The 21,652-nt window shown below is 47.3% G+C and carries 18 protein-coding genes; 7 read left to right on the top strand and 11 right to left on the bottom strand.

Annotated features, from left to right (window positions below):
- Positions 1 to 236: 236 nt before the first annotated feature.
- Positions 237 to 1,619, bottom strand: coding sequence for an adenosylhomocysteinase (gene ahcY / locus PQG83_RS14790; protein ID WP_312742575.1), 1,383 nt, complete (start codon positions 1,617 to 1,619; stop codon positions 237 to 239).
- 99 nt (positions 1,620 to 1,718) lie between these two features.
- The gene (gene metK / locus PQG83_RS14785) at positions 1,719 to 2,870 is read right to left on the bottom strand and encodes a methionine adenosyltransferase (RefSeq protein WP_312742571.1); all 1,152 of its coding nucleotides are present in this window, start codon (positions 2,868 to 2,870) and stop codon (positions 1,719 to 1,721) included.
- A 735-nt stretch (positions 2,871 to 3,605) separates the two neighbouring features.
- On the opposite strand from metK, the gene PQG83_RS14780 reads away from it, so the two are divergent.
- The 5 genes from PQG83_RS14780 (at position 3,606) to PQG83_RS14760 (ending at position 10,135) form a co-directional block, all read left to right on the top strand.
- Positions 3,606 to 5,705, top strand: coding sequence for a universal stress protein (locus PQG83_RS14780; protein ID WP_312742568.1), 2,100 nt, complete (start codon positions 3,606 to 3,608; stop codon positions 5,703 to 5,705).
- On the top strand, positions 5,698 to 7,080 hold the full coding sequence (locus tag PQG83_RS14775; protein ID WP_312742565.1) for a radical SAM/SPASM domain-containing protein: 1,383 nt from the start codon (positions 5,698 to 5,700) through the stop codon (positions 7,078 to 7,080). Before PQG83_RS14780 ends, PQG83_RS14775 begins: the two co-directional genes overlap by 8 nt.
- The gene (locus PQG83_RS14770; protein WP_312742562.1) at positions 7,080 to 7,607 is read left to right on the top strand and encodes a hypothetical protein; all 528 of its coding nucleotides are present in this window, start codon (positions 7,080 to 7,082) and stop codon (positions 7,605 to 7,607) included. Before PQG83_RS14775 ends, PQG83_RS14770 begins: the two co-directional genes overlap by 1 nt.
- 737 nt (positions 7,608 to 8,344) lie before the next feature.
- Positions 8,345 to 9,631, top strand: coding sequence for a ribosome biogenesis GTPase Der (gene der / locus PQG83_RS14765; RefSeq protein ID WP_376753531.1), 1,287 nt, complete (start codon positions 8,345 to 8,347; stop codon positions 9,629 to 9,631).
- Positions 9,632 to 9,724: 93 nt separating this feature from the next.
- On the top strand, positions 9,725 to 10,135 hold the full coding sequence (locus PQG83_RS14760) for a c-type cytochrome (RefSeq protein ID WP_312742557.1): 411 nt from the start codon (positions 9,725 to 9,727) through the stop codon (positions 10,133 to 10,135).
- Here PQG83_RS14760 and PQG83_RS14755 read toward each other — a convergent pair.
- From PQG83_RS14755 to PQG83_RS14745, 3 genes are all read right to left on the bottom strand, one after another.
- The gene (locus tag PQG83_RS14755) at positions 10,132 to 11,535 is read right to left on the bottom strand and encodes a M20/M25/M40 family metallo-hydrolase (RefSeq protein ID WP_312742556.1); all 1,404 of its coding nucleotides are present in this window, start codon (positions 11,533 to 11,535) and stop codon (positions 10,132 to 10,134) included. The genes PQG83_RS14760 and PQG83_RS14755 overlap by 4 nt on opposite strands.
- A 114-nt stretch (positions 11,536 to 11,649) precedes the next feature.
- Positions 11,650 to 12,780, bottom strand: a complete 1,131-nt coding sequence (locus tag PQG83_RS14750; protein ID WP_312742554.1) for a site-2 protease family protein — start codon at positions 12,778 to 12,780, stop codon at positions 11,650 to 11,652.
- 50 nt (positions 12,781 to 12,830) lie between these two features.
- Entirely contained in the window at positions 12,831 to 13,682 is an 852-nt protein-coding gene (locus tag PQG83_RS14745) for an MBL fold metallo-hydrolase (protein WP_312742552.1), read from the bottom strand.
- A 387-nt stretch (positions 13,683 to 14,069) separates the two neighbouring features.
- Here PQG83_RS14745 and PQG83_RS14740 point away from each other — a divergent pair, with 387 nt between their 5' ends.
- Positions 14,070 to 14,387: a TRL-like family protein gene (locus PQG83_RS14740; protein WP_312742550.1), complete on the top strand. Its 318-nt coding sequence runs from the start codon at positions 14,070 to 14,072 to the stop codon at positions 14,385 to 14,387.
- A 718-nt stretch (positions 14,388 to 15,105) separates the two neighbouring features.
- Positions 15,106 to 15,672: an outer membrane beta-barrel protein gene (locus tag PQG83_RS14735; protein ID WP_312742548.1), complete on the top strand. Its 567-nt coding sequence runs from the start codon at positions 15,106 to 15,108 to the stop codon at positions 15,670 to 15,672.
- A 69-nt stretch (positions 15,673 to 15,741) separates the two neighbouring features.
- Here the strand turns inward: PQG83_RS14735 and PQG83_RS14730 are convergent, their stop codons facing one another.
- From PQG83_RS14730 to PQG83_RS14705, 6 genes are all read right to left on the bottom strand, one after another.
- Positions 15,742 to 17,640 carry an Lnb N-terminal periplasmic domain-containing protein gene (locus tag PQG83_RS14730; RefSeq protein WP_312742545.1) on the bottom strand — a complete coding sequence of 633 codons (1,899 nt, stop codon included), beginning with the start codon at positions 17,638 to 17,640 and terminating at the stop codon, positions 15,742 to 15,744.
- A gap of 59 nt (positions 17,641 to 17,699) precedes the next feature.
- Positions 17,700 to 18,218: a DUF3015 domain-containing protein gene (locus PQG83_RS14725; protein ID WP_312742542.1), complete on the bottom strand. Its 519-nt coding sequence runs from the start codon at positions 18,216 to 18,218 to the stop codon at positions 17,700 to 17,702.
- A 165-nt stretch (positions 18,219 to 18,383) separates the two neighbouring features.
- Positions 18,384 to 19,478, bottom strand: coding sequence for a methyltransferase domain-containing protein (locus PQG83_RS14720; protein WP_312742539.1), 1,095 nt, complete (start codon positions 19,476 to 19,478; stop codon positions 18,384 to 18,386).
- A 387-nt stretch (positions 19,479 to 19,865) separates the two neighbouring features.
- On the bottom strand, positions 19,866 to 20,165 hold the full coding sequence (locus PQG83_RS14715; protein WP_312742536.1) for a putative metalloprotease CJM1_0395 family protein: 300 nt from the start codon (positions 20,163 to 20,165) through the stop codon (positions 19,866 to 19,868).
- Positions 20,166 to 20,736: 571 nt separating this feature from the next.
- Complete coding sequence (locus PQG83_RS14710) at positions 20,737 to 20,991, bottom strand: hypothetical protein (RefSeq protein ID WP_312742533.1); 255 nt, start codon at positions 20,989 to 20,991, stop codon at positions 20,737 to 20,739.
- A 275-nt stretch (positions 20,992 to 21,266) separates the two neighbouring features.
- On the bottom strand, positions 21,267 to 21,635 hold the full coding sequence (locus PQG83_RS14705; RefSeq protein WP_312742530.1) for a response regulator: 369 nt from the start codon (positions 21,633 to 21,635) through the stop codon (positions 21,267 to 21,269).
- Positions 21,636 to 21,652 lie beyond the last annotated feature (17 nt).

The following is a 21,652-nucleotide window of genomic DNA, read 5'->3' as shown; positions in this document are numbered from 1 at the left end:
TTAGTTGGGAAGAGGCAATACTATAGCAGTAGCCAATCTTGATACCATTCATATGAACAGAATACCAGATTGTTTGAAAAAAGCTAGGGGACCCTGTCAGACCAGGGCCCCCTAAAGATTATTATCTGTGGTTATTTTTGAATTCGCAATCAATATTGTAGAGACATTGTCATCTTTTGTTATGTGCACTGTGAAGAGGTGCTGGGAAAAATATCGAAACTACCCTAGGGTAAATGTTAGTACTTGTAGCTGTCGTCTTTAAACGGTCCGTTGACTGGTACGTGAATATAATCAGCCTGTGTTTGAGTGAGTTTAGTGATAACCCCTCCAAAACCTCGAACCATATGGGCTGCCACTTCTTCGTCGAGATGTTTCGGTAAAACCTGCACTGTAATCGGTCCACTTTTCTGGTCGGCGAATTTCCGCTCGTAGAGATAAATTTGAGCGAGGACTTGATTGGCGAATGAACCATCCATGACTCGGGATGGATGCCCGGTCCCATTTCCCAAATTCACCAAGCGCCCTTCGGACAGCAAAATGAGGTGATCATTGCTGGCTTTGTCACGATAGACCGTATGCACTTGAGGCTTTACTTCTTCCCATTGCCAGTTCTTTCGCATAAAGGCAGTATCGATTTCATTGTCGAAGTGTCCAATATTGCAAACGACCGCCCCAGATTTCAAGGATTGCAGGATGGCCGAATCGCAGACATTCAAGTTGCCGGTAGCTGTGACGACTATATCTGTGTTTTGGAGAAGGTCGTAGTTGGTGTCCTCGACCTTGCCTGTATTGATCCCACCCCTATAGGGAGAGACCACTTCATAACCATCCATGCAGGCTTGCATGGCACAGATGGGATCAACCTCTGCAATTTTGACAATCATGCCTTCCTGTCGGAGTGATTGTGCCGAGCCCTTTCCGACGTCGCCATACCCAATCACGAGGGCCTTTTTCCCTGACAGGAGGTGATCAGTCGCGCGTTTGATCGCGTCATTCAAGCTGTGTCGGCAACCATACTTATTATCATTTTTTGATTTGGTGATTGAATCATTTACATTAATGGCTGGAACTTTTAGCGTGCCATTTTTTAACATTTCCTGTAGCCGATGAACCCCTGTGGTTGTTTCTTCAGTAATTCCATGAATACGGTTTAACATGGTTGGATATTTTTGGTGGAGCATCATCGTCAAGTCCCCACCGTCATCCAGAACCATGTTGGCATCCCACGGTTGGCCATCTTTTAAAATGGTTTGTTCCAGGCACCACTCATATTCTTCTTCTGTTTCACCCTTCCAGGCAAATACAGGAATTCCCTTTGCGGCGATGGCAGCGGCAGCATGATCCTGTGTTGAAAAGATATTACAGGAAGACCAGCGAACTTCAGCTCCCAGTTCGATAAGCGTTTCAATTAACACCCCGGTCTGAATAGTCATGTGAATGCAGCCCAGAATTTTGGCACCCTTTAATGGTTGGGATTCATGATATTTCTCTCGAAGGGCCATCAATGCCGGCATTTCTGTTTCGGCAATGCATAATTCTTTTCGTCCCCAATCGGCAAGACGGATATCTGCAACTTTATAGTCAGTTGCGGCGGCTTTAGTTATAGTTGCAGTGCTCATGGAATTTCTTCCCCTTCTCAGGATGAGTGATTGAAGATGCTGGACAGAAGAAGGGGGACTTGAAATCCCCCTTACTCAAAAGGCCGAGGCGCTTAAAAATTATAGGCCTGCCCCTTTTCTGAGTACATTCGCTATGTCGGTTTTTTCCCAGGTGAATCCTGGTTCGTTTCGCCCAAAATGTCCGTATGCTGCAGTTCTTTTGTAAATCGGGCGGCGCAACTTGAGATGCTCGATGATGCCTCTTGGAGTCAACGGAAAGTGTTTGATGATGAGCTTTTCGATCTGCTCAACTGACGCTTTTTCTGTGCCCTTTGTATCAACCAAAACAGAAACTGGTTCTGCCACACCGATGGCATAAGCCAATTGCACTTCACATTTTTCTGCCAATTGGGCGGCAACGACATTTTTCGCAATATATCGCGCCATGTATGAGGCTGATCGGTCTACCTTGCTGGGGTCTTTCCCGGAAAAAGCTCCTCCTCCGTGACTGCCAACTCCACCATAAGTGTCTACGATGATTTTTCGTCCAGTCAGTCCGGTGTCTCCCATGGGGCCACCGGTGACAAATCGTCCAGTGGGATTTATGTGAAATTTGATATTTTTTTGATTGAAAAATTTCTTAGGCATGACGGGAATAATTACTTTTTCCATCACATCCTTTTCGATTTTCTTTGAGGTGACTGCATCGCTGTGTTGGGTGGAAAGGACGATGGTGTCAATGCGAATGGGTTTCCCGTTTTTATATTCGACCGTCACCTGTGATTTTCCGTCAGGCCGGACCCAGGGGAGAATATTCTTTTTTCGAACTTCTGCCAGTTTTCTGGTTAAACGGTGGGCCAGGATTATGGGCATTGGCATGAGTTCAGGGGTCTCATTCGAGGCATATCCGAACATTAACCCTTGATCGCCAGCGCCACCTGAATCCACACCCATGGCAATATCGCCCGATTGGTTATGAATGGCGGTCAACACCGAGCAGGTGCTGTAATCAAATCCCCATGTCGCATCGGTATATCCCACCTCACGAATTGTCTCCCGAATAATCTCAGGAATTTCTACATACGCCCTGGTGGAAATTTCTCCGGCCACAAAGGCGATTCCTGTAGTCAGAATGGTTTCACAGGCAACCCTGCAGTTCTTGTCTTTTGCAATGATTGCGTCAAGTATACCGTCGGAAATCTGATCGGCAATCTTATCCGGATGCCCTTCCGTAACCGATTCGGAAGTAAAGAGAAAATTGGTTTGTCTCATCAAGAGTTCCCCCTAACCAATTGCTTGAGCCCACATGGTCTCAGTTGGTGAATAAAGCAAAGCACAAAACACTTAATTTAGCGCAATTAAACCTCTGTCCGCAATTTAGGTCTGGCTATAACCGGAAAAAATTGAGGCTTTCGCTGGTTTCATTCTTTTTTCGGCTAAGTGTTAGTAAAACATAAAATCCTCATAACGCAAAGTTCTCATATAAGAAAATTATAAAAGTGAGACGAAATAATAAATGGCTTTCCTCATTATTTCGATTGATTTACCCATAGCCCAGGTCGTTAATAACTCAAAGGAGGGGTTTGCAGTATAAGTTGCCATCTTTGGCAATTCGAGGCTCGTTTTTCGGATGATTAATTCAAGCGTCGCCTCAATGAAGAAGTTCGTTTATTGAAAGTTTTGTAAGCGCCAAGTACTTGTCCATGTGTAACCTAAAGGGCTCCGCACCATAAATGGTGAGGGTTTTGACGTGCTTTCCATGAATTTGTATTTGACTGGGTAAATGCTAACATGAGGCTATAAATGCCATTGATAAATATATGATTTTTTATATTTCACTCATGCCAAGATGGAAATGGTCATTGGGTTGCGCACCTAGAATTCCCAGTGGTAAGATCCGCTCTTATTTCATTTGAAAAAACATCTGTTTATAAAAATTTCCCGGCGATTGAGACGAGGGCTTGGTGCCGCTTTTTTTTTGGCGGAAATCTGTAAGGAGGCTTGTTGATGTACAAGACAATATATGTCCCGGTTGATAATTCAGACCATTCGAATATGGCTGTGGAACTGGGAGTGCAGTTCGCGAAAATTTTCGGATCGAAAATTGTGGGAAGCCATGTATATGCGGCCAAGATGCATGATAAGCGGTTTAAACAAATGGAGGCAGGTCTTCCTGAGGAATATCACGACGAAAAAGAGTTGGATCGCCAGCGCCAAATCCATGATTCCCTTATCACCAGAGGCTTGCAAATCATTACAGATTCGTATTTGGATTTTGTCGATCAGAAATGCGCGGAAGCAAACATTCCTCTGGAGCGACGTTCACTTGAGGGGCGAAACTGGAAAGCAATTGCGGAAGATATCACCAAAAATGGATATGACTTGACCATTATGGGAGCCCTGGGAGTTGGTGCGGTGAAGGACTCTGTGATCGGGAGCAACACGGAGCGTGTGATCCGTCGGATTCGTAATTCGGACATGTTCATTGTGAAAGATACCAAACCCATGAATGGTGGGAAAATTGTGGTAGCTGTGGATGGGAGCCATTACTCCTTTGGCGGACTGAAGACCGCGCTCGCCTTGGGAAAGGCTCTTAATAAGCCGGTAGAAGCGATATCAGCATTCGATCCCTATTTTCATTATGCGGCATTTCACAGTATTTCCGGTGTCTTGAATGAAGAGGCTGGGAAGGTGTTTCGATTTAAAGAGCAGGAAAAGCTTCACGAGGAAGTCATCGACAGCGGACTCGCGAAAATTTACCAGTCTCATCTGGATGTCTCTCGGGATGTAGCACAGGATGAGGGGGAAGATATTAAGACCACTCTGCTTGACGGCAAAGCGTTTGAGAAAATCATTCAGTATGTTCGAAAAGAGCAGCCCTGGCTGCTTATCGTTGGCCGAATCGGGGTGCATAGCGATGATGATATGGATATCGGCAGCAATGCCGAAAATCTTTTGCGTTCAGCTCCTTGTAATATATTAATATCCAATAAGAAGTTTGTTCCTCCGATAGACACACAGGCCGAGTACACAATTGCCTGGACGGAGGAGGCCCTAAGACGGATGGAGAAGATACCGGTCTTTGCGCGGGGAGTGGCCAAGACAGCGATACATCGATATGCCATCGAAAAGGGTCATACCATCATCAGTAATTCAGTCATTGATGATGCGGTTGGGGATATTTTACCAAAGGGTGCGATGGACGCTATGAAAACGCTAGGTGGTACTCTCGATGCAGCCGGAGTCGATCGGAATACTATGCAGGCAGGCGATGAAGTTGCGCAGGACTTAATGGGCTCAACCTTGAGCGGTATGATGTCCCAGGTGGTGGAGGAAAAACCGGCGGAGGTTTCTGAGCCTATGAGCGCAGGAAATAAATCGTATCTGGCTCGAATGTCGAGAGACTATTACGTCTGTGGTGGGTGTGGATATATTGGGAAAGGCGACCACCCGGTGATGTGTCCTGTTTGTGGGTTGGATGGAGCGCAATTTAAACAAGTCGATAAATCTATTTTTGATGCGGCTGCAAAAGCCGAAGGTGGCTTGGAAACACAAGTGGCATATGACGATATCCCTATGCAGTGGACGAAAGATGCCCGTGAAGCAATTCGAGCCGTTCCCGCTGGTTTCCAACGCCGACGGGCAAAAGCGAAAATCGAAAAAACCGCCAGGAAACTTGGAATGACCACCATTACCTTGGAATATTCAGGCGCGATGATTCAGGAAGCGGCAAGCGAAGACTACACACCAATTTTTGCCAATAAAACGGCTGGGGAGACGGCAACTATGGTCTCTGAATCTAATAAGGAAAGTACTGGCGACACTAATGGAGCCGACCCGTATAAATGGGAGCCGGATGCCCTCCAACGATTAGAAAGAGCTCCTGCTGGATTTATGCGGGATTGTACAAAAGCGTTAATTATTAAGCATGCTGAAAAAATTGGGACCACAACTATAACTCTGGAAGTAGCGAACCAGGGCATTGAGCAAGCTAAAACCACTATGGAAGAAGCCATGAAAACAGGAAACGTCAAGGACATCGTGGCCAAGTTAACCGGCGCAGGGGCTCCCTCTGAGGCGCAATCCGGAGCCGGCCACAATGGGTAAGTCACTCCCTGTCATCAGTTCATTCTTCAATACGCTGAGCTCGTTAGGGTCCAGCGCAGTAACAAAGTTTGAAAATTTTCGTCCAGAGTCAGGAGGGCCTGGAGACGGCCGAACTGTGGATGATTTTAAGCCCTACCTGGTGGCTCTCAATTTAACCAAGCGATGCAATCTCAAATGCGAACATTGTTATCTGGATGCCACGACCAAAATGGGCGGTGGGCATGATGAATTAACCACCGAAGAATGCTTCCGTCTTATTGATCAGATTGCCCAAGTCAATGCCGGGAGCCTTCTTGTGATTACCGGAGGCGAGCCGTTGGTCCGTCCCGATATTCTTGAAATCGCGCGTCACGCAGTTGAGCAGCGATTTATGGTCGTATTCGGCACGAATGGAATGCTGATTGACGACAAGATGGCGAAGGCCATGGTAGACATTGGTGTGATGGGCGTAGGAATTAGTATTGATTCTCTGGATCCAGCAACACACAATGCGTTTAGAGGTTTACCTGGTGCGTGGGAAGGGGCTATGGCTGGTATTGAAGCCTGCAAACGAAATGGCCTTCAATTCCAAGTACATTTCAGTGCACAGCCCATGAACTACAAGGAATTGCCAGCCGTCATCGATTGGTCGCACGATTTGGGAGCCAAAGTCTTAAATGTCTTTTTCATGGTGTGCACAGGACGCGGTGAAGAGCTCACTGACATCACTCCTTCACAATATGAAGAGGTCTTGAGCTATTTGGTGGAGAGCCAAGATAAATACCAGGACATGTTGGTTCGGGCGCGTTGTGCACCACATTTCAAACGCCTGGCCTATGAAAAGGACCCAAATTCTCCCATCACCAAAGCCCAGGGCTACATGGGAGGAGGATGTCTGGCAGGGACCAATTATGCGAGGGTGACGCCAAACGGTGACCTCACGCCTTGCCCATATATGCCCTTGTCCGCAGGAAACATCCGTCAGACCAGCTTTGTCGATTTATGGGAAAATTCGGAAGTTTTCAATGCATTTCGTTATCCACACCTTAAGGGCAAATGTGGGGATTGCGAATACAGTGAAATTTGCGGAGGGTGTCGTGCTCGTCCCTACGTGGACCACGGGGATGCGATGGATGAGGACGAATGGTGTTTATATACTCCCAAAGGGGGAGAGAAAATACAAGTGGCTTTCAATGTGCCGGAAGTCTCGTCTGTGGAATGGGAAGCTGCTGCGGAAGAACGGCTCAGTCGCATCCCCTATTTTTTACGGGCGATGGTTAAAAAAGGCGTCGAGCGTCATGCTGTCGAACAAGGCCTTTCAACCGTGACGATTGAATTAATGGAAGAACTTCGGAAGCGTCGGTTCGGGAATGAAAAACCTGTGTTTAAGTTCTAATGGAATCCCTCCTCGGAGTTCTCACCGACCTTAATCAGATTATTCCCATCCTGGTGCATTGGCTGCACCTCCTGTCTGCCGTGGTGTGGATTGGGGGGTTGGCCTTTCTCGTGATGGCTGTGACGCCAAGTCTTAAAACCGCTGTCCCGAAACAATTTATCCGACCAATATCTGAAACCTTCTATCGGCAATATAAACGGGTGGTCGGGATTCTTTTGGTGGTCATCCTTTTCACTGGAGGAGTCAATCTCCATTATGTGAGTGAGGGGATGGTTATGCAGTCGGGGGAAAACGTCGCCCATCATGCAAAATACCTCACAGTCTTTTTCATCAAATTGGCGTTGGTGCTGGGAATTCTGACCATTTTTCTGTACACCATTATCTTTAAAAATGAACCTACAGGTGGTGAAACAAGCGAAGAATTGGAAGAGATGGCCGTAGAGCCGGTTCCATTTCAGCGTGTAGCATTGTGGATGGGAGTATTTATCATTCTTTGTGCAGCAGCGATGAAACATCTCCATGTGTAACTCACTGTGTTAATCAATTGTCCCAGCCTTTTCCTCTGCCTCAATCTCTGAGTCCATTCAAAAATTGAATTTCACCGGTGTGGATGGCTGGTGGGTTACAAAAATATTTAACATTTTCGCATACCCGTCAAAGTTGTTACTCGATGGGTAAATAATTCGCATGGATTCATTTTTTATAAACCAGTAGAACTGCAGGAAAGATTCTTCTGGGAGTGTTGAATAATAAAGATGTTCAAGGGCAAATTTGCCCAGGATTAGATTACTCATCAAAGGCTCCGGGTCGGTTCAAAAAAGTCGGTCCAGCAAGGCCGCAGCCGTTTTTACGCGCGGAGCGTACGCTGAGTACGTGAGCACGGGAAAATGGCGAGAACGCCGCTGGCGGCTTTTTTCAACCGACCCCTTCTCGATAATTTAGCTGGTGGCTACGCTAAATTCTGTGTCTTAATAACGCTTTATCCGCCGATAGTTGACTGGGGGGCTTTATCCAGGCTATCACTTGACGGACTATTTCGATTAATCGTCTTGTTGATCTGGTAGACGACCTGACGTCCAAAAACGAATTTTCCTACCAGTTTGAACACCCTTAGCCGATACTTTGCTGCCCAATGACTCGATTTTCCCGTTCTCGCACAACTCGCTCTCGCAGCAAACCATCTCTTGATACGCCACCAAGTCCGTCGGACTTGCCTCTCGAAGTTCCTCCAGACCCCAAATCCTACAAACCTTTGGTTGCCCTTGTGGGACGACCAAATGTAGGAAAATCCACGCTGTTCAATCGGATCGTGGGTCACCGTACGGCAATTGTCGATGATGTTTCCGGAGTCACTCGGGATAGAAACACCGCAGAGTGCGATTATCAGAATCGGATATTCACGTTGGTCGACACCGGTGGACTGGATCTGACCACTGACGATGTCATTGTGGAGCAGATCAAATTTCAAACCCAAGCGGCTATTGAAGAAGCGGATCTCATCATTGCTGTCATGGATGGCCGGGTGGGGTTGTCTTCGTTAGATGCCGATCTCGTTAAGCTGTTGCGACCGGTGACAAAGCCGGTTTTTCTGGCGATCAACAAGATTGATACTCCTCAGGCTGAACCGCTCTTGGCGGAATTCTACAAATTAGGGATAGAGACGATTTTTCCTATTTCGGCTGAGGGAGGATTAGGGGTGGATGAACTACTGGAAGCCCTTTTGCCCTTTCTTCCCCATGCTACGGAGAATGAGGTCCAACAAGAGACCCCAAGAATCGCGGTAGTGGGCCGACCCAATGTGGGGAAATCGACCTTGGTCAATGCCATTCTCGGTGAACAACGACTCATTGTCAGTGATATTCCAGGAACGACCCGCGATCCGATTGATTCTATGGTCAGTCTTCATGGACGGAAGTATATCTTTACAGATACGGCAGGTCTCCGGCGAAGGGGGCGGATCGAGCGGGGGATTGAAGGCTATAGTGTCGTGCGAGCCATTCGAGCGTTGGGACGATCTGATGTTGCCGTGCTGGTTTTGGATGGGGTAGAGGGAGTCACAGAACAAGATACGAAAATTGCTGGCTTAATCAGTAAGCAAGGGCGAGGTTGTATCATTCTTGTGAATAAATGGGACATGCGGGAAGGGGATCGTGAGGCGTACCCCGCCTACAATCTTGAATTAGCTCGGCGATTTCCTTTTTTTACCTATGTGCCGATTGTCTTTGGTGCCGCAATCCAACCGGAAACGCTCACGCGGCTTTTTCCTAAAATTGATCAGGTTGTGGCCGATTTTTCCAAACGCATTCAAACCCGTAAGCTGAATCTATTTGTTCAGGAACTCCTGGAAAAAAATCCCATGACGTTGGTCAGGGGCAATCCGAAAAAATCCGTATTTATCACTCAGGTGGCGACCAAACCGCCTACCTTTGCGCTATTTGTCAAATCCGCACCAAAAGTCTCAGCGTCCTACCTCCGTTATCTAGAAAACTCCATCAGGACGGAATATGGTTTTGAGGGAATTCCGCTCCGGATATTGTTGCGCAGTCAGTAACGAGTTTTTGCAACTGCCACGGATTCCCATCTAAAATATTGCCTGATGGGCGAATTTTTGAAGATACGCCATTCACGCAGTACAATTAAAGGCATGAATCGCCTGGTATGGATGGGTGTCCTGGTTCTACTGAACAGCCTGATCATCTCAGGTTTAGGCCTGTCCTGTACGTTAGGGACTGTTGGTGCGCAACCAGGAGGGGAGCAGGGGCGAGAGCTCTATCGTATTCATTGTCTGGAATGTCATGGGGCGGAAGGACGGGGGGATGGTCCACGGGCGGCCTTATTAGCCCCTCGCCCAGGAAATTTAGTTTCGGCAGCCACCTCAGCCAAAACTGATACAGAACTCCTTGAAATTATTGCTGAGGGAATTCCCCGGACGGCAATGGATGGCTGGAGTCACCAATTGTCGGCCGATGAGCGGCGCAATATTCTCGCCCATATCCGAACCCTCGTACATTTTCAAGACCTACCTTCAGCTCAGGTACCTTCTTTTGGACCTTAGCGTGTAATTGGCTTGGATCGGGTTTTGGGATTTTCTAATCGCATCCGACTCAAGTGATCGAAATAGTGGACGAAGGCTTGTATCCCCCCTGAAGCTTGTCTCCAATCGAAATATTCATTGGGTGCATGATACCCATGTTCAGGCAGACTGAGACCCATAAACAGAATCGGGACCTTCCAGGCACGTTGTAACACAGCAATGGCCCCGATAGATCCACCTTCCCGTACAAACACTGGTCGGCGTCCAAAGGCCTGGGCTACCGATTCTTGTAATGCCTCCGCATAAGGGCCATCGGAAATTCCACGATAGGGTTCCAGTTCTCCATCATTAATCACCTCAATATCAGGATTGCGAGCACGGAGGTGTTTTTTCAGGAGTCGGAAAATTTTTGAGGGATGTTGGTTGGGAACTAATCGCATACTCACTTTGAGTTCACCCCAGGCCGGCACAACGGTTTTGACGCCTGGGCCCATATGGCCACCTGCTAACCCATGAACTTCAAAGGTGGGAGAGGCCCAGATTCGTTTGAGTAAATCCTGAGGATCGGATGTTCGCAGCGATCGCAGTTGATAGGCTTCTTTGAAAAGCCGAACCTGAAATCCTGATGCCAGAAAGTTTTTCAATTCGGTTCGGGTGGGGGGGACGACATCATCGTAGAATCCTGGTATTTTCACGCGCCCGGTTTTCGCGTCCAAGCAGGAATAGGCGGCTTCACATAATTCGGCCAAGGGGTTGCGGGCCCCGCCGCCCGTGAGACCGGAATGAATATCGGTCTCCCCTGTGCGAAGCACCAACTTGGCGACTAACAAACCGCGAAGCCCACAGGAGAGAGCCGGGCGATCCTTCGCTACCCAAATGGTATCAGACACCAGAACCGAATCGGACGCAGGGACCGCTTTACGGTTCTGAAGGACCTCTGAAAAATTCGGGCTGGCAATTTCTTCTTCCAATTCCCAGAGGACCCGGATGTTCAGGGGGATGCCGGCTTCTCTGGCAAATTTTGCAGCAAAGAGGGCGGTTAACGCCGGGCCTTTATCGTCTGTCGCTCCACGTCCACAGTACCGATCACCATCTTTATGAAAGGCAAAGGGAGGCTGCCGCCATTCCGGTTCCTGAGCAGGCTGGACGTCTAAATGATTGTAAATGGTCAGGCTGGGGTATTGGCGCCCGGCCATCCATTCTCCGGACACGCTGGGAAAACCACTGGTGTTCACAATAGAGGCCTTGGCTCCAAATTGTTCCAGATACTGAACGGCTAACTGCGCCATCCGGTGCATATCGGGGGCATGTTCAGGGTCTGAGCTCACTGATGGCACTTCCACCATTTGACCCAGGAGGTCTTCAAAGCTGGCGCGGTGATCTTGAATGTAGGTGCGTAATTGGGATTGATAGTCACTCATGAGATCACGGTTCCTCTTCGTGGCCGGAATGGTAATCCCAGCCCGGAAACGATGGTGGAGAAAACGGATGATGTTCCGTGAACACCAAGGGCATAGGCAAGGCTAACATGTCTGTCAGCCAACGGAAAACGGCACTGGGGCGAAAGTCACAATGAAAATAGCCAAGGCCGCCCAAGCCACCCATCGGCGGTGTTTGCCCAAAACGATGTCAGGGTCAATGACCGGGGGGTGGCCAATCCCGACAAGGCTGGCCAGGCCAACCCAGAGAATCCATCCAGGCCAACCCGTGAGTCCCAAATAAATAAGTATGGGAATCGTTCCCAAGGCCAGTGAGCGTTGCCGACGGCCTAACACCGCAAATGCCACATGGCCGCCGTCCAATTGACCCAAAGGCAGTAAATTAATTGCGGTGACGAAAAATCCGAACCATGCGGCGAAGGCAATGGGATGGAGTACAATATCGTGCGTAGGTGGAATAGGGCCAAACATGAGCCAGCCAAACCATTGCAGGAGGAGTGGTTCGCCCAACTGTAAGCCGTAGGTTTGTGAACGTGGGACGATATGGGAAAGGGAGAGTCCGATTATAATAGCCACGACTGCTGCGATAAAGCCTGCAATGGGACCCGCAACGCCAATATCAAAAAGTGCCCGCCGATTCATAATGGCCGATCGCATGCGAATTACGGCCCCAAAGGTACCGATGAAGTGTGGAGGACCAGGGATGAACAGCGGTAAGGACGCGGGCACACGATGAATGCGGGAGAGGAGGTAATGCCCGAATTCATGGGTGACGAGGATACCTAAAAGAGTTGCGGCAAAGGGGATCCCATTGACTAAAGAGCCAGGATAGCGCATTAAAAAATCCCAGGCCCCATTGACGGGTTTCGTATTCACTTGAAATGCTCCTGCCCAGAGTGTGGTGAATACGGTGAGCCCAAAAAGCAAAATAGGAAGTCCCCATTGAGAAAAAGCGCTGGGAGGTGGAGGAGAGAATTCGTCCACCTCATCTTCAGTTTCGAGTAGTTCAGGTTCAAGTGATTGCCAATGATCCATTCCGCGGGAGGATGTTTGGGTTGTGTGGTCTTGACGTATGTCGTTTGTAGAGATAGACCTGATTAGGGGCGGAGGAGCGGGTGGGTTGGTCCGTGGCAGTGGATCGGTGGGGGCAATTGGATTCAACAGAGAAGGCGGGGGAGTTGGCTTATTCTCTGAAGGAGTGGAAGGTTCAGGCGATTCGTGATCCATTAACACGTCCTTATTAAATGCCAAGCCAGTAAATGGCCTGACATGCAATATCAGGCAAATGGATTGTGCGCTTGTTCCTCAGTCACTGTTGTGGAGGGACCATGGCCAGGAAACAAGGCGGTGTCTTTTGGTAAGTGTAACAGGGTATGGCGAACGGATTGCAAATGCTGGGGATACAGTGAAAAGGGGTTTGAACGCCCCACCGAACCGGAAAAGAGCGTATCCCCCACAAAACACAAGGCTTGGCCTTTGAGCGATAACAGATAGCAAAATCCTCCAGGGGTATGGCCTGGGGTGGCCAAACATTCAACCGTCAACTCTCCCAGGGCAATCACCTGATGGTTGGCTGGTATTTTTATGGAGGCGTCAGGTGGTCTCCATGGGAGCAGATCGAAATCTCCATTACCCAGATAGACCGGCACTGGCCATCGAGACAAAATCTCTTCCAGCCCTCCCGCATGGTCCGTGTGCCCATGGGTGAGGCAAACCCCGATCAAGGTCAAATCACGCCGGGAGATGCTCGCAAGCATCTGCTTGGCATTGTACCCTGTATCAATCATGAGGGCCTGTTTGGTGGCTGGATCAGTTAACAGATAGCCTTTGACCTCATACCCGCCAATGTCGCCTTTGATGGTCTCAACAAGATCGCGTTCAGTCGTCCATTCCGGTTGAGGCTGAGGTAACCATCCGTCCAAAGTCAGGCTTATCAGGGGACCAACGCGCAGGTGTAAGGCCTGGCTAATTCCTTGAATTTCGCCTTTGGTCGGAGGTCGATGGCCTTTCTCAAGGTGTTCCACCTCGGCCTGCTCCATTTTTGCCAATTCCGCCAGGATCTCAATTCCCAGCCCTTGGCCAAAGCGCGCTTTTTTAATGATATCGCAAAATTCGTCTTCTAAACTCATTTGCACACTCATAATTGAAATTGGCTGTAGTGGTGTAAAAAGAATGTCTTGTCCACCTCCTTCATCTAAGCAAAAAAGTGGGGGCTGAGGAAAGGGGTATCTGCCTATTTCCGATTCCTGGCTTGAATAATCCGATCCGGTTTTGTGAAAAGGTGGTATTTCGCGACGGAGAATGAGAAGCGCTCTATATTAGGCACTTCTCCAAGATGGAAAGTTTTTGTGTGCCAATGCCTCCACGAGTCATGATGATTTGGAAATATACATGCCTAATTGCATCTTAGTGGGTACGCATTCTTCCTTGACTTTAATATGGGAATACGCTACTTACATAAAAACAATTATCTGGGATAAAGTTTACAATCCAATAACTTTAATGGGAGGCAGGAAATGAAAAATTTGCTATTGGCTGGTTTCTTAGGATTTTGTTTACTCAATTTGACCGGTTGTATGGGGGTAGCCTCACCCGTTGCAGGATGGGCTTATACTGAAGCCAAATTCGGCAACCAAGTTACTGATGGTCCTGCTGGGACTAAAACTGGAACAGCCTGTGCAACATCAATTCTTGCAATGATTGCGACAGGTGATGCTAGTCAGGAAAAGGCTATGGCGAATGGCGGAATAACTCAGATTACCTACGTTGATCATTCCGCAAAAAATATTCTTGGAATCTGGGGTGAGTGGTGTACTATCGTGCATGGTTCGTAATCGGGTAGTAAATTTAATTCTTTGGGGGGATTGTCCTAAAAGTACTTTAGGGCAATCCCCATTTTTTTTTTCGTGGAAAAGTATGCCAAACCCTTGGCCCTCAAATTGTGATTGTAATTGTTACCGCTTAGGCCTTGTCAGAAAGGCTATTTCCAGTCCAAGGGGAAAGGCCTTTTTTAAATTAAGAGAACAATTGGACAACCTGCCAATTCTCTCCCCCACTGACTACACTTAATAGCCATAGGAATCCCGTCCCCCAACTTTTTTTGAAAGGTAGATCTCCTCAAAACACAGCGATCCGCGACACTCTTGAAGATGCGCATCATTTGCCAAGGCAAAACTTTCGAATTGGCCGAACGCATTAAGTGGATGTACACCCCACCCCAAGCATTTAAGGCTCTATGTCGTAGTCTTTGTCAATGCTGAACGTTGCCTCCGCCATGGTCCCAACCACCCCTTCCTCCAACAAGGCGTTTGGGGGTTGTTTATTTTGTCCGACAATTTTGATGGCGAAAAAGACTGGTAATACAAGTGGCGGGCTTCATTGCCTGGAAAATTGTCTTGACATTGTAGGCAAGAGCACCTGGAATATAATTCCGGCGCTTTAAATATTTTTTGATTTAGGACATCCTTGGAGAGGGAATTGTATTTTTTCATAAAATTTGTGGTGCTCCTTACCTGGATCGTGGCCTTTTCACTCCCCTGTCGCGTGGAGGCTTTGGATGACATTGAGATTTATCTGGCAGGCTATGGCGTGGGCTCCCAACCCTTCAATAAGGGAGTTTCGTATAAAGGGCGAGTGGTTTCAGCCGAGAAGGTGAATGGAGGTCCTGGTTTGGGATTTAAGGTAGGGTTGTTCCCTCATATTGCCGGTGGATATCTTGGCCTTGAATTGGAATCATTTGGAAATGCTAATTCAATTCGTTTCCCCATAGTCAATAATTTGGGGACGACAAAAGGTGATAGCAGCCTTATCACACTTCAATCGATGGTCAATCTTATAGCGCGATATCCAGGGTCTATGTTCAGGCCGTATGTGGGCATAGGAGGCGGGCTTTCAAATGGAATATTGAGAAATGCGGATATTCCTGGCAGAAAAGATAAAAGTTTTGAAACAGGAACGGCTCCTGGATATCAGTTTTTGGGAGGCATGCACCTAGTCATTACTGAAAGGTGGTTTGTATTTGGGGAATACAAGTATTTCTCTGCCAATTACCATTGGAAGGAACTTTCCTTAAATTTCAGGAGTGAATATTTTTTGGGGGGTATTGGTTATTTGTTTTAGTCGTGGGCTTTTGTTTTTGGTTAAAGTGTTTGAGAAGTAAGGATTTGGCTTCCCTGGTCTCTTGGAGAGTTAGAAATACCCGTGAAAAACAGCAAGGACTTCATTATCCTGTTCATGGTGGGTGAAGGTGGCACGCACCGCGAAGTTTTTGGCAAAGGTCCATCGTTGGCCAACAGAAATAGGGATGTCATGCGATCGATCTCCAAGGGGGTAATACAAATATCCTGCTGACATCAGCCATTTCCAGTTCGGAGTAATGGTGGCCATCACGCCGCCGGATACACCTCCCCCCACCCGGTGATTTTCTTTATACCCGTCACTGATATTGGCATCCATCTCCCCAAAGAGAAAAAAGACTTCCCGCTGAAACACCTGGGTTTCCAGGGCTCCACCGATTCCTGCATTGGCATTCCCATTTGAACAGAGGTCGCAAGTGGATGTCTTGACGGTGTTCATTCCAATATTGATTTTCCATGATGGCGAACTAAACAACGAATCAATGGGGGCCAAGGAGAGGATATTGGCAAAGGTGAACCGTTCCACTCGAAATTGGTTTTGGGGCTGATAATGCCTCAGCCGCAAATCAAGTAATTCTATTTGGGCATCCTGGGTGTATCCTGGGTCAGGGTCTAGGAGATCATGATAGGCACCTCGGAAGTTGATTTCTTCAAACGTTTTATTGTTTCTCCATCCGACTCCGCCCCCGACTCTGATCGTTTGGTGTCCGTGTTCGGGAGAAAGAGAAAAAGGTTTCACCGGAAAGGGGCCGGATGGGATGGAAATATGACTACGTGCCACTAAGATAGATCGATTTTTGGACTTATAGTCTTCAGCGTTGTCTCGATCGGTGACTTCTTTATATCGCAAGACGTCTGAAGCGAAATCCAGAAGGAATATTTTGCGGTTTTGTGGTAATTGATGAAATTCGGCTTGGCTTATTATCTGAGGATCGTGAAGAAGTTTTCGGACCAAGGCAGCTTCCTCTTTTGTTAATGCTTCTCTCTTGCGTTTAAGGAGAGTACTCCGGGCGGGACGATAAGAAATTTTTTGAACCAATTCTTTCTGTCGAGTAAGAAGGCGAATGGTATCGGCAGGAATCGTCGCAAAGTGGAACTGGTCGGTCAAGTGGAGATTGGGATCGGCTACTTCCAGGAGTGAGAGAATGTGGTACGCACAATTTTCTTTAAAGAAGTAATAGTCAAAATAGGCATTCCCTAATTCCCACGCATGCATAAGCAATCTGTGATATTGTTCTTGTGAAAAATTCAAGCGATATTCCCAAATGTCTCTATTCTCAAGATCCCGGTATTCTTTGACCTTCATGTAATAGGGAATGGTCGAAAAGAACCCCTTGTATCCTCCAAATATTCCTTTATATGCGAATTCAATCCCCGCATCCGGCGGGACCTCGGCAGCGTAGTTAATCGTATACGCCAAAATATTCGTTTCTGCGGTTTGGCCTTTTTGATCCACTCGTAAAAATGAATGTCCGAACATGGAGGCCGGGTTATCCATATAGGCCGAAGGAAAAACAAAGGTAATCGAGGCAGGATCCAGTTCTTTAAGCCAACTGACAAAACGTTCACAGGGATGTGGAAGAAGCTTAGATTCCTGAAAGTGCAGTTTCTTTTTCAGCCAGTGATACCGGGCAATAAAAGCACATTGTGCCGGCTGTTTGGAGCGACCAACTAAAGTGTCAGAAAAAAAATATGTCAGTGTTGCATGTAATTCAGCTTCTGGATCGGTTTTCCCATCCGGTGAAAGGAAAAACCCTGGATCATCGACCTCGCTGGTGTGGCCCCCAAAAGTATCTTGTCGGTAGTGGAGTAAACGATGCCAGTAGCGGTCCTGGTAAAGTTTTTCCATGGTGGCTTGTTGAATGAGTTCTTGCAGATAGAGAGAAGAGGAGGCTTGGGCCTTGAGCTCAAAGGGAAGAAGCAGAAGTACAAGAAAAAGAATGTTTACCACATGTCAGGAAAGTAAAGAAAAGAGAGGCTCCGGCTTTACCAGCCGGAGCCTGAAATAATTTACTTCGATGTCGTGACTTGAGCTAAAACGGGATGGTCGACCATGGCATCGTGAATGGCTTTTACCACCGCTTTTGGCGAGGTTTCACCCTCTTGAACCAGAGTGGTGTATTTCTTTTGGGTCATGGCAAAGAACGCAGGCTGTTGGGCGACAGGAATACCCATTAGGGTGGCCAATGACGTGAGATGTTCGCCTTCTCCTTGAGCCATTTCTTGAGCCAAATTGTCAAAATTAATAGCTGCAAAGACATTAACTTTCTCTGATGCCCAGACTTGCCCATCATTGGTGCAACCGGAAGTTCCCGAACTAATTCCAAATGTTTGAGAACCAAAGGTGCCGTTGGTTGTGGCCATCATGACCTGAGGAGCAATATTGCTTTTACTGACAGAGGTTTCTTCCCACGCTAATTTCCCTAATCCGCAACCAGGGCCATTGTTTGGCGGACTTCCTAACGCCATGCCCGACATTCCCATGACCAGAAAAAATGTTGACACCAATACCCATGGTTTTTCTGCCATGCTTTCCTCCTAGTTTAGTAGTGAGAGATAAAGGGTTAGATTTACGACCCTGAACGAGATTATAACAAAAGAAAGGCTATTAGAAAGCCAAAATTTACACATGCATGTTGATTACCTATGCTTGGCTGACCGGAGGCACTGTGGATAGTGTATTTTATTTAGACTTTATGTTGTCGAATATTCCCTGTTTGCCAACCCAGGCGTATTCCGTGATGCGTGGGCAGGAGAGTACTTGCTGGTTGTGGAGAGAGAAGGAACCTTAGAAGGATGTAGATTCGGACATTTCTCGAGGAGTTGCCTGAGCGTTCGATGGCCTTCTTCATATCCAGGATGGATGGTGATGATTTCTTTCATGGTAACCAAAGCTTGTGGGAGTTGTCCGGTCTCGATCAATAATGCTGCCAACCGTAATCTTCCTTCCAGAGTTGCGGGATTCTTATTAATCAGGGTTTTCAGCGTCTGAATTCCCTCCTGATAGTTCCCTGCACATGCGCAATTGTCGGCATAAATGCCATAAAGATGGTTATCCAGTTCAGAGACAAAGTGCGGTTGTTCCAATTCGTCCCAGTCCATTGACACGGTGGAATTTATTGGACCGATCTTTTGTGCCAACCGGAAACGGTGATTATGCGGATCAGACATCTCTGTGAATTCGGGATTGGATGATGGGTGTTGAAGGAAGCCTAAGCCGTTCCGCCGAAGGCTTTCTTCAATTTCCTGATGGGAATACGACCGTATCCCAATGGTGTCCTCGAGAGGCACATCAAGATAATGGCCTATGGGCAGTTGAAAGACCAGATAGCCATTAGGTGTCAAGACGCGGTGGATTTCTCCCAGGTAACATTCAAACACAGAACGGGGCATGTGCTGAAAGGTGACATAGGAGTACACAAGATCAAAGGAGGAGTGAGGAAATTCTCGAAGATCCACTCCAGAGGTTTCATACGTGTGAACATGGGGATCGTCGGCTAACCACTGTTTGCTCTGGGCAATCATTGCGGAGGAGACATCGACCCCGACTAAATAATCAAAATAGGAGGCGAGAGCTTTGAGGACTCTGCCAATGCCGCATCCGATGTCCAGGACATTCCACGACCGTAAGGGAGGGACAGGAATGGTTGCCAACAGAGCCTGGGCAGTGTCTTTTCCCGATTGAGCGAATTTTTCTTCTGTGTGGTAATCCTCGGTGGCAATCCAAAATCTGGCATGGTGTTGGGCCCGTTCGTTCCAGTCATGTTTCATTTTTTCCACAATGTTCATACGTCTCCGCATCTCCATCAGTTCGAGATATTGCCCGTGGGGCCAATTTTTGATGTTGTTTCCATATGCGTGTGCTTGAGTGCTCAATGGTTTGTCTTGGAACATATGATTGAGCAAGTCCGTTGCCAACTTTTTTGGTATGGTACCGGCAGCATATTGGGATCACAATTTTCAGGATAGGCTTGTGAAAGATATTTTTTAAGAGAGCGAAGGAGTTTATTCAATGTGGAGAAGACAATGGGCAAGAGATTCTTGGGAGTGGAAATGTATGCCCAGCTGTACTATTTAGTGATTAAAATAATGTACTTATAAACGAATAGATCAACATGAAAGGGAAAACATGGTTTGGTTTTTCAGAGGGAGAGTTCTCTTCGTTGGTCTTTCGTTTCAGATCCCGGCTAGCTGCTGCTTCAGAGGCTTGGCTGATAAGGCCACCGCCCGATCCTGAGCTGAAGGGTCTGCTGGTACTAGGGCTGCCGCCCGAATGTGCTGGGCTTTTTGCAAGGTGGCTTGTGGATTGGGACAAGAGAAGGAAATGTCAATACTGACTTCTCCTCCAACAGCATAAAGTATTTCATCAGACTTACTGGAAAGCAAAAAATCGCTCCATTTGGTCAGGACTCCGGCTGATGCTATGTGCGACTGCTCGTGAGTTCGAAATTCACTGTCGCGACTCTGAGGTTCCACAATAAATAGAGGGAGTTTTTTATGTTTGTTCGTCCTCGTCCGTCAGAATGCCTCTGGAGGCCTATTGGAGAAGTATGGGGGTGAGGGTGAGGGGGAGATATGTTTTGAAAACCCTGAATTCATCAGCTTCGGACTCTAGGGATATCAATTAACGCTTTTTTTGGAAAACCGGAATGGATAAATCATGGCAGTATTTCTTCTGAAAGATTCTATGTGGAGGCGGCGCAGAAACGATTAAATCAGAAAAATGTCATTAATGTTTTACCCTTGAAACGGTAGGCGTGCGTCACATTCACCTTCAATTATCGTTTCCGACACCGTTATTGGGTCAAAAGCCTTACCCACCGTTCATGCACAGGATTTTGGAGCATGAACGGGTCGAGGCCATACAGCCACCCTTTTAAAACTCACTGGCAAGACAAATGAAATACCTTGGGTGGCCCATAAAATAATAGTTTTGTCGGCATCAATGTCTGGTGCCTAATTGACTGTCTCAATCCGCATTATGCTCCCCTGCCATTAGTTCCTCTCCCGACTGCTTTGTTGTCTTGGGATTGAAAAATTTTGATTTTTAACAGTGCCGGCGCAATTGTTTAGTAATTTTCTTTGTGTCCAAAGCAGGCTTGGCAGGCCATAGAGTCAGAGAAGCAAGGAAGATACTTAAAAAGACCAGTAGGAGAAGTGTGGTGGTAGTGTCTGGTCGCTGGATCTGATCAAAATATAAGGTTTGCGCATTCGCCAGAACTTTGTCTGCCGCAGATACCCCTCCAAGGAGTATCATGGTCATAAGGGAACCAATAATCATTCCTCCGAATATTTTCAGCATGAGAGCACTCCTTTTGTTAAAGAGAAAGTTAAACGGGGATTTTTCGATTTCTTCGGTCGCTCACTTCCCAATATGGGGAAATGATTTTTTTAGAGTGGTAGTAGATCCATCACCCTAGTGAAGAGATATCGAGAAAAGGATTAATGAAGAAATACCGCTTATGGATTAGCCGATGAGCACATAGTACGAAAAGTTAGAGATACGGAAGTTTTTTAATTCGAGGATTTGAGAGGAACGCTGTTGAAGGAGAAGACCAGGAGGACAAAGAACAAGACTTATTGGTCCAATGCAAGCTGAACCATGGACAGGAATTGGCTAAAATTGCAGGGTTTATCCAGGATAGCAAAGACTCCTGCCTGAAGCGCACGCTGTTTATCCTGTTCGTCGAGATGACCACTAAGTAAAATGATGGGGGTTTGGATGGGATCGTTCGCTTGCAATTTGATTTGATCAATAAAATCCAGGCCTGTCAGAACCGGCATTTGATTGTCGGAGATAATCAGATCCGCCCGGTTGTTGGATAGCCAAGCGATGGCTTCTGATCCATTACCGACCTCAATACATTCTAATTTCTGAGATTCCAGGACTAGGCGAAGGGCCTCACGAGCATTGAGATCATCATCTACTAAAAGAACTTTTTTCATGTTCTCGTTCGCTTGTT

It is taken from the genome of Candidatus Nitrospira neomarina, from assembly GCF_032051675.1.
Taxonomy (GTDB): Bacteria; Nitrospirota; Nitrospiria; order Nitrospirales; family UBA8639; genus Nitrospira_E; species Nitrospira_E neomarina.
Note: the sequence above shows the minus strand (reverse complement) of the source record. Positions and strands in the feature narration are given on the sequence as shown.